This is a genomic window from Methylophaga sp. UBA4204 (assembly GCF_002379485.1).
Lineage (GTDB): Bacteria > Pseudomonadota > Gammaproteobacteria > Nitrosococcales > Methylophagaceae > Methylophaga.
In genome coordinates, this window is the sequence record NZ_DFTU01000030.1 from 48446 (window position 1) to 56428 (window position 7983).

Here is a 7983-nt window from a genome sequence, read left to right on the forward strand (position 1 = left end):
GACGCCAATTTAAATTTATCACTGCGCCGCTCAGCCAAGCCCAAATGGCAAGGCACAACGCAGCGGAACTCAAGGCAACAAACAAGCCCAACAGAACGCCATGACTGCCTAGCCTTGGGGGAATTTTATCTAAACCTAGATTAACAATTGGTGCGGACAACGCCCACAAAACTGCGCTCATAACGGGCAAAGTATAACTAGGCCAATTTGAAAAAATATCTGTTAGTTCCATAGAACCAGGTACGCATAAATTAAGCAGGGTGTTAACACCCCAAAAAATGGAATTCTAATAATTAGCCTGAGTCTCTCTCTGGCAAAACCCGAATACAGAATTCTCATTCCCAGGCCGTGGTTATTTTCAGCGTAATCTTCTGAGGAAAGATCATCCAGAGTGGCATGGTAGGGGAACCAGTGATAATAGCCGATCGACATAGTAATCCACAGCATAATAGAAGCAATCAACCCATTATGTATTGCTGCAAAAGAGGTAATACCTAATATTAGAAATATGAGCCCCATATACTTAGGGTTCAGAGTGAACCTATAGAATTTTCTAACCATTTTCAGTTCGATTCTATCTGTCAGGTAACGGTTGAACATAGAGTCCAGTGCATCCACTGATAACAAAAAGGAAATGAAAGCGATAAATGATGACAAGGCCGACAAGGCCAAAAAGGTGCTTTCCCAAATGAAAGGTAAAGTCAGGAAGTCCGCTCTTGATACCAGGTACTGGTTAGTCTGTACAAGAAGAATCAGACTGCCAGCAATCATAATAGCGATTACCGTCATCGCAGCACGCGCCTTCTCGCGATAGGATTCTTCAAGCTGGTGCTTAACAGAAAAGGGATCATCCACAACGCCTGCATTCCCCTCTTCGCCTTTCCACTGCAGGCTGGAGGCCGTCAGTATTCTTCTGAGCGTGGCGACATTGAGGAATCTCAGTTTTTTGCTGGATGAGAAATAAGCTAACCAAAATCCAATGTACACACTCAAAGACAGTAAATAAACAATTCTTGAGGCAGACAGTTCGAAATGTAGGAAACTCTCCGGCAGCGTGGTAATTACAACGTACATCAGAAAGAAAACCAGTACGGCATACCCCAGAATGGGGACTATGGCACTATTGGATGACCAGTCTCTGACCGCAACATCCTCATTGTAAAGCAGATTCAATTTGGCAATTGTGTCCTGATAGAATTCACATTGCTCAAGGTCTCTGACTAACGAATCACTTTCTTTTACCTTATCCTTGGATAAATCAGTGATATCAGAGTGCTTAACCACCTTGGTTGACTCAAATATTTCTTTTCCAAAATATAATGATTTGAGTTTGTTAATACTTACGGGCCCATGCCAACGATTTTCGTTAAAGTAGTACCAGGCCAGGTAATCATCGTCCGACATTATCAAACCTCCTGTTCTATGTTTGCGGAAAATACACAAACCTGATACTACCAAACTCTTTACTAGTAATATTAGGGTTTAGGGCTGAGCGACTCCCACCACCAGACAGGCAAAATCAAAGCCATAGAGAATCCATGAAAATATTCAAAGCATTTGGCAAGTTGAAAAATCTCCAAAGATAAATCTGTCCATATTTTGCGACAGATCTATAAAAGAGCATTAGCCCATTTTATTTGCTTGTCTAAATTCAAGAAAACCAGTTACATCCTAAATTTTAGACTTGTTGTTCTCTACCTTTCTTGACCAGAGTTACATCTGCTTTGGCATGGTTTCAAGGATCAGCCACTGACAGATCCCTACATAAAGATATAAAACTTCCTTCTGGCCAGACGGCTGACTTTACTCCTGTCTATGACTTTACGAAAAGTGTCTGGCTCGACTTAATCATCTCAATATGCGGTATGCCATCTTCATCATAAGGCTCCCCGGAAGAGTGAAATCCAAGCGACTCATAGAATTTTTGCAGATAAACCTGTGCTGAGATTTTGATGTCATTGCCTGGATATTTTCGCTCAGTGAAATTTATGGCTTCCTCCATCAGAGCACGGCCAATCTTTTGTCCCCTGAATTTTTTCAGGGTCATTACCCGGCCAATCGAAGGCTGGCTGTTATTAATCCCCGGATCAACCACTCTGGCATAGGCTGCCAGTTCACCATTTACCAAAGCAGATAGATGCCATGCATAAGGATCCAACTCATCTGTTTCCTGATAGGGACAGTGTTGTTCGACAACAAAAACGGATTCGCGAGCCATGATGATCTGGTAAAGCTCAAGCGCGGCAAAAAACTCCAATCGAGACCATTTAAACTCGAGCTTCATATTTTTTTGTTCCTGTTTAAGCAGATCTGTACTCAACACTCTTCCAAACCAGGCCGATTAGTCCTATTGCCAATAAGGCAAACAGAACAATGGCCGCGGTTGCGTCTAGAACCAATAAAGTTAAGCCCGAGACAAGCAACCAGAGTACTGGAATAATAGCAATAAGCCACAAGGCCCAACATCTGAACATAATCAATACCAACCCCAGCGTTGTTATGGCAGTTGGATCGGCATGGATACCAAATACTTCTGCCTGGAACCAGGACCCGCCAGTGTAAGGTGCGATAAACGGCAAACCAATTAATCCAACAAGGGCGATGACTACACCGATAAAAGTAGCTGGTCTTTTGCGTGGATTGCTGTCTAAAGCAACTCCAATCAGCGCTAGCAATAACAACAGGGTTGCTTGACCAAGAAAGCAGTAACCAATATAACCACCAGCCCAGTTGAGTTCAGCATAACGTTGAATAAAGAAGGCAAAGCCGACAAAGCCCCAAACAGTTGCGATAAGAGCACTGGCAAGGCGAGCGCGGTTGGTGAGTGCCAACCAAACTGCTGCAACGCCTAAAGCCAACGTCAGTAGATGCAACGGCCAGAAGGTTTCACTCATGCGTTCAAGAAGGCGGAAATAGATATCAGCAGTAAAGGGAATAAAATCCTGCAGCGTGTAGCTGGACCAGGTGTTCATAACGACTCGATATAATCTGCCATCTTTTGCCGGGTGCTGGCCGAAGGCATAGGACTCGTACCCGCATGCATATTTTCTCGCAGATGCTCGACTTTTGTGGTCGCGGGAATGGCACAGGTAATCGCCGGATGACTGACGATAAATTTCAACAGAAAATCTGCCCAGGTCGTGCAGCCGCATTCTGCCTCAGCCCATTCCGGCAGTGGTTCATCGCGACGTTTCATGCCTTTAATCAGACTACCGCCATCAAAGGGTCGATTGGCGATAACAGCAATACCCTTTTCTTCTGCTAGTGGTAGCAGACGGTTTTCCGCTTCTCGCTGAGCAATATTGTATGTCAGCTGGATGAAGTCGATATCCTCGTTAGCCATGATCTGCTCGAACTCCTGGTGGCGACGGCCGTGTGAGGTGGTAATACCAATATGGCCGATTTTGCCTTCGGCTTTCATTTCCCGCAGTGCTGCCAGATGCTCGCGCCAGTCTGTCAGGTTGTGTATCTGCACTAAATCAAATTGCTCGACAGTCCAACGTGCTTGCAGATCAGCAACCTGCTCACGCGCTGAACCGCCCGCAGGACTCCAGACTTTTTCTGCTGAAAAAAGGCTGTCTGGAATACCCAACTGTTGCAATGCATAGCCCATGACATCCGGGGCAGAACCATACATGGGTGAGGAATCAATCAAGCCACCACCAAGCTCGAAAAATGTTTTTACCACTTCGGTTCGGGCATCAAGCAACTTTGGATCGGTGCCGACATTGAACGTTCGCCAGGTTCCCATACCGATGACCGGTAGCTTTTTGTTACCAGAATAAGATTTCTGAAGCAGTTCATTGCTTGCCGCAAAGCTCGACATCGATGGCAGCATAGTCATGGCAAGACCGGCACCGATCAACTTGAGACTTTGTCTGCGGGTGAAGCGATTGGTCATGGTCAGCGCTCCTTGTGATTTCATTTCAGCACTTTGCCAGCATGTAATGGTTGCTGCTCAATATTTAATCAAACCATACCAGTACAAATAGCTCACTGACAATTTAATGGGTTTGTCATTTTTAGACGCATTTTCTACTTTGAAATACGCCCCTATACGCTATACAATGTGAATGTTAATTATTATCATTTAGCATTAGCGTTTACGAGCATTGGTTTTGCTTACTCTTGGTTATGCTTTTTCGTTTTTCAAACAGGTCCGTTTTCATGCCAAATTTTTCATCTCCTGCCTGGCCAATTGCCAGTCGGATTTTTGCCAGTCTTGTAGGTGGCTACCTGTTCACCTGGGGTTTGATTGCCATCGTTATCGCGGCGTTAATTCCACTTGGTGTGGAGTTTCATGATGCTGAGATGGGCATGCTGATGCTGGGTTTGCTGGTCTATTTGAGTTTGTTTTTGTGGGGCATGGCCACCGATAAATTAATCTGGTTGTGGCTAATCCTGTTTGGCGGTGGTGTGGCTATGACCCTACTGGCCAGTGTTGTGCAACAGTCATTTTTACAAGGAATTTAATCCATGTTCAGTAGCTTTCGACAGGCAATGGCTTGGCTGCATACGTGGTTTGGCCTGACCTTAGGCTTTATTCTGATGGTGGTCTTCTTTTTTGGAAGCCTGTCGGTTTTTGATCGCGAGATTGATCGCTGGTCGATTCCGGAAACCCGATTTGAACCACAGGTAATGCCATCATTTGATGAGATGTTGTTGCCCATTCTGCGTTCGGTTGAACCCAATGAAGAAGACTACAACACCAACATGCCCCTGTTGCATGATACAAGTCAGGGGCCAATGACGCCTCGCACCGAATTACCTGCTGATGAGTTCTGGGCCTACACCACGCATCGTGATCCGGTATTAATTATGGGTGTTGGTTTTCGGGTGCCACAACCTTTGGATCCGGAAGGCCACAATCATATTCATGGCAATATCACCATTGATCCACGTACCGGTAAAGCCCTGCCTGATGATCAGTTAAAAATAGGTAGCAAATTTTTCTATCCAATGCATTTCAGCCTGAACTGGAACTGGAATCGAATTGGGATTTATATCGTCGGTATCGCCGCATTTATTATGATGGCGGCACTGGTTAGTGGCGTCATTATTCACCGTAAACGGTTTCGTGAGTTCTTCACTTTCCGCCCCACCAAACAAACCCAACGCAGCGTACTGGATTTACATAACCTTACCGGCATGGTGGCGTTGCCGTTTCATTTCTTCTTCACCTTTACCGGTTTGCTGATTTTTGCCAGTTTCTTCTTCTTTCCGGTAACACATACCCAGCTCGAACCGTTACATAAATATCACGAAATGGTTGAGGCCAATGAAACCGGTCTGCCGCATGATCGTGCCGGCGTTCCCACAGAGATGGCTTCCATTGATGCGATGGTTGCCAAGGCTAAACAGCGTTGGGCTGAAAAGGATATGCCAGGTGAAGTAGGCTTTTTGCAGATTAATCATGTGGATGATGCCAACAGTTATGTGAGCATTTATCGAGCTGGCAGTGATCGGGTGGCACTGGTTGGTGAAGGCATGCATTTCAATGGCATTACGGGCGAATTAATCCGTGAAGAACCTCCCCGCTCCGCTATTGCAGAAACTGAAGAATTTCTAACCGGTTTGCATTTACAGCATTTTGAACATTGGTTTCTGCGTTGGCTGTATGTGTTTGGTGGTCTGGTTGGCGCCATCTGCATTGCTACCGGTTTTATCTTCTTCGTTGAAAAACGTAAACGCCAGCATACGCTGCAGGGTAGCTCTGGTAGTCAGGTGGTTGATGCTTTAGCGGTAACGACCGTGACTGGCATGTTAGTGGCCACGGTAAGTATGTTAGTGGCTAACCGGTTACTACCAGCCGAAATGGTTGGCAAAGGTTACTGGGAACAGGTGGTGTTCTGGGGAAGCTGGGGCGTGATGTTACTGCATGCTTTCTGGCGCAGCTCTGCCGTTCGTCATATGCGTATTTCACCTGCCTGGCGTGAACAGAGCATTTTATTTGCTGTGCTTGCCGTTGCTGCGGTGATTCTTAACTGGATTACTACTGGCGATCATCTTTTGAAAACTGCATTTCATTATTGGCCGGTAGCTGGGGTGGATTTAAGCTTGCTGGTCAGCAGTGCGATTGCGATTTATGCCGCCAGATTTCTGAAAAGGCGTGAAAATGTTGCTGTGCATAAGGCCATTGAATTTTCTGCACAAAACCTGGAGGCTAGCCGTGGTTGAGATCGTTTGTTGGATAGCTGCTATTTTTGCCACTATGTTGGGCATGGCCTCGCTTTCACTCAGCCTGCCAAATCATTGGCGGCAGGTTACCGGTATCGAAACCAGTCTCCCCTCACGTTCCGAACAACTTAGCCTGCGTATTTTGGGTTATTCCAGTCTGGTGGTGGCATTGCTTTTGTGTCTTGCTGCCGATCATCCAACGATGGCCGTTTTAGTCTGGGTAATGTTGTTAAGTTTAGCGGCAAAAGGCATTGCGACCATCCTTACCTGGCGTCAGCATTGGCTTAAGCCGATACTCTGGCTATTTAATCGTAGTGAACTTAACTAAAGACGTAGTGAATGTTAGTTCTCATCTCTGGCGTCTTTCTCAAACAGATTTGTTTTGCAGTAATGAATCACAATGATGGATAAGCCTAACAAGAGAATTGCCACGGTTATCCCAAGAATCCGCCAGGTATCAATGTTTTTCATATCCAGAATCAGGTACCGTGCCAGCGCGACAATCGCGATGTATAACGGAAACTTGATAGGTAACTCACCTGATTTGTAATAGACCGCGACCATGGTCAACACTTCCAGATAGATAAACAACAACAATAAATCTGTCAGCAGTACTGTACCGTTTTCAACCATGAAATTGATTTCAATTCCCACAGCGACCAGGGTGGCGATAGCCACAATGATCAGCCCGATATCCTGGGCAATTGCCAATCCTTGATTCACTACCGTTTTAATTTTTTCTGACATGTAGACTATCTCAATAAATTTTTCAGAGCGGATAGTAGCCTAGCAGCCAAATTTGTAAAGCTTATTGTCTGCTATTCCGAAAATTTCGAATGTGTCTGGACTGTGGGTCAAAATTCACCATTGTGGAAAGCTAACTGAAATCATTGGCCTCGACATACGAAAGTGATTGAAACAGAATGAAAGCTACATCACTTGAGAAATTGCTTTATGAATGAATTTGATTATTACTGGGATATTTTTATTCGTTGGATGACAACGCCCATAATGGGATCGGATTCCGGTATCACCATTTCGAATATGCTTGGATTTGTATTGATTGTCTTTGTTGCCTGGTGGGCAGCAGCCAAAGTCGAGAAAATCCTGCAACGCATGACGCTGGGGAAGTCCTATCGGCATATCGATGATTCTACTTTTTATCTCATCAGCAGACTGTTTCGTTACTTCATCTGGATCAGTGCCACATTAGTTGGCCTATCTTATATTGGGTTTAATCTGACCGGTCTGGCTTTTATCGGTGGTGCAATAGGCGTCGGTATTGGTTTTGGTCTGCAAAATATTGTCAGTAACTTTATTTCAGGCATCATCCTGATCCTAGAAAAGTCGCTGAAAGTCGGTGATTTTATCGAAATATCCAACGCCACTACCGGCATTGTTCAGGAAATTGGCCTGCGTTATACCCGCATCACTACGCGCGATAATATCGATATTCTGGTGCCAAATTCGGAGTTTATTAATGGACAGGTCACCAACTGGAGTTTTAGCGAGAAACTGCGCCGAATCCATGTTCCATTTGGTGTCGCTTATGGTGTTGATAAAGAACTGGTTCGTGAAGCAGCACTTGAGGCCGCCTCTCATGTTCCGGGGGCGATAACGGGTGATCCGGGCAAACTTGCTGAGGTTTGGTTAACTGAGTTTGGCGATAGCAGTCTGAATTTTGAATTAGTGATATGGGTTGGGAATGAGTTAATGAGCCGACCGGCTCGTACCAAAGCGTTATTTTTATGGGAAATCGAAACCCAGCTTCGGGCAAAAGATATCGAAATTCCATTCCCGCAACGT

At 45.2% G+C, this 7983-nt stretch carries 10 protein-coding genes; 4 read left to right on the forward strand and 6 right to left on the reverse strand.

The features are described from left to right. The 5 genes from B3182_RS03845 to B3182_RS03865 form a co-directional block, all read right to left on the reverse strand. Positions 1 to 232, reverse strand: a 232-nt coding sequence (locus B3182_RS03845) for a hypothetical protein (protein WP_292751625.1), incomplete at its 3' end; no start/stop codon positions are given. Continuing rightward, positions 223 to 1404 (reverse strand): hypothetical protein, encoded by a 1182-nt coding sequence (locus B3182_RS03850; RefSeq protein ID WP_292353875.1) that lies wholly within the window; start codon positions 1402 to 1404, stop codon positions 223 to 225. The genes B3182_RS03850 and B3182_RS03845, both read right to left, overlap by 10 nt. Before the next feature lie 409 nt (positions 1405 to 1813). Next, positions 1814 to 2284: a GNAT family N-acetyltransferase gene (locus B3182_RS03855; protein ID WP_292353873.1), complete on the reverse strand. Its 471-nt coding sequence runs from the start codon at positions 2282 to 2284 to the stop codon at positions 1814 to 1816. Positions 2285 to 2300: 16 nt separating this feature from the next. Next, positions 2301 to 2972: a DUF6064 family protein gene (locus B3182_RS03860; RefSeq protein WP_292353871.1), complete on the reverse strand. Its 672-nt coding sequence runs from the start codon at positions 2970 to 2972 to the stop codon at positions 2301 to 2303. Further along, positions 2969 to 3901: an aldo/keto reductase gene (locus B3182_RS03865; protein WP_292353868.1), complete on the reverse strand. Its 933-nt coding sequence runs from the start codon at positions 3899 to 3901 to the stop codon at positions 2969 to 2971. The genes B3182_RS03860 and B3182_RS03865 overlap by 4 nt, the downstream gene beginning before the upstream one ends. Before the next feature lie 266 nt (positions 3902 to 4167). On the opposite strand from B3182_RS03865, the gene B3182_RS03870 reads away from it, so the two are divergent. Genes B3182_RS03870 through B3182_RS03880 form a run of 3 tightly spaced genes read left to right on the forward strand, consistent with a single transcriptional unit; the run spans position 4168 to position 6505 of the window. Continuing rightward, on the forward strand, positions 4168 to 4473 hold the full coding sequence (locus B3182_RS03870; RefSeq protein WP_292353866.1) for an iron uptake protein: 306 nt from the start codon (positions 4168 to 4170) through the stop codon (positions 4471 to 4473). A 3-nt stretch (positions 4474 to 4476) separates the two neighbouring features. Further along, positions 4477 to 6177 (forward strand): PepSY-associated TM helix domain-containing protein, encoded by a 1701-nt coding sequence (locus B3182_RS03875; RefSeq protein WP_292353864.1) that lies wholly within the window; start codon positions 4477 to 4479, stop codon positions 6175 to 6177. Beyond that, positions 6170 to 6505 carry a DUF3325 domain-containing protein gene (locus B3182_RS03880; protein WP_292353862.1) on the forward strand — a complete coding sequence of 112 codons (336 nt, stop codon included), beginning with the start codon at positions 6170 to 6172 and terminating at the stop codon, positions 6503 to 6505. The genes B3182_RS03875 and B3182_RS03880 overlap by 8 nt, the downstream gene beginning before the upstream one ends. Positions 6506 to 6519: 14 nt before the next feature. On the opposite strand, the gene B3182_RS03885 is transcribed toward B3182_RS03880, so the two are convergent. Next, the gene (locus B3182_RS03885) at positions 6520 to 6924 is read right to left on the reverse strand and encodes a phosphate-starvation-inducible PsiE family protein (protein ID WP_292353860.1); all 405 of its coding nucleotides are present in this window, start codon (positions 6922 to 6924) and stop codon (positions 6520 to 6522) included. A 207-nt stretch (positions 6925 to 7131) separates the two neighbouring features. Here B3182_RS03885 and B3182_RS03890 point away from each other — a divergent pair. After that, a partial coding sequence (locus B3182_RS03890) for a mechanosensitive ion channel family protein (protein WP_292751628.1) occupies positions 7132 to 7983 on the forward strand: 852 nt, incomplete at its 3' end.

Coding starts and splice junctions, on each gene's coding strand:
- B3182_RS03850 (WP_292353875.1), bottom strand. CDS start 1,404: ATGTCGGACGATGATTACCTGGCCTGGTACTACTTTAACGAAAATCGT.
- B3182_RS03855 (WP_292353873.1), bottom strand. CDS start 2,284: ATGAAGCTCGAGTTTAAATGGTCTCGATTGGAGTTTTTTGCCGCGCTT.
- B3182_RS03860 (WP_292353871.1), bottom strand. CDS start 2,972: ATGAACACCTGGTCCAGCTACACGCTGCAGGATTTTATTCCCTTTACT.
- B3182_RS03875 (WP_292353864.1), top strand. CDS start 4,477: ATGTTCAGTAGCTTTCGACAGGCAATGGCTTGGCTGCATACGTGGTTT.
- B3182_RS03865 (WP_292353868.1), bottom strand. CDS start 3,901: ATGACCAATCGCTTCACCCGCAGACAAAGTCTCAAGTTGATCGGTGCC.
- B3182_RS03870 (WP_292353866.1), top strand. CDS start 4,168: ATGCCAAATTTTTCATCTCCTGCCTGGCCAATTGCCAGTCGGATTTTT.
- B3182_RS03885 (WP_292353860.1), bottom strand. CDS start 6,924: ATGTCAGAAAAAATTAAAACGGTAGTGAATCAAGGATTGGCAATTGCC.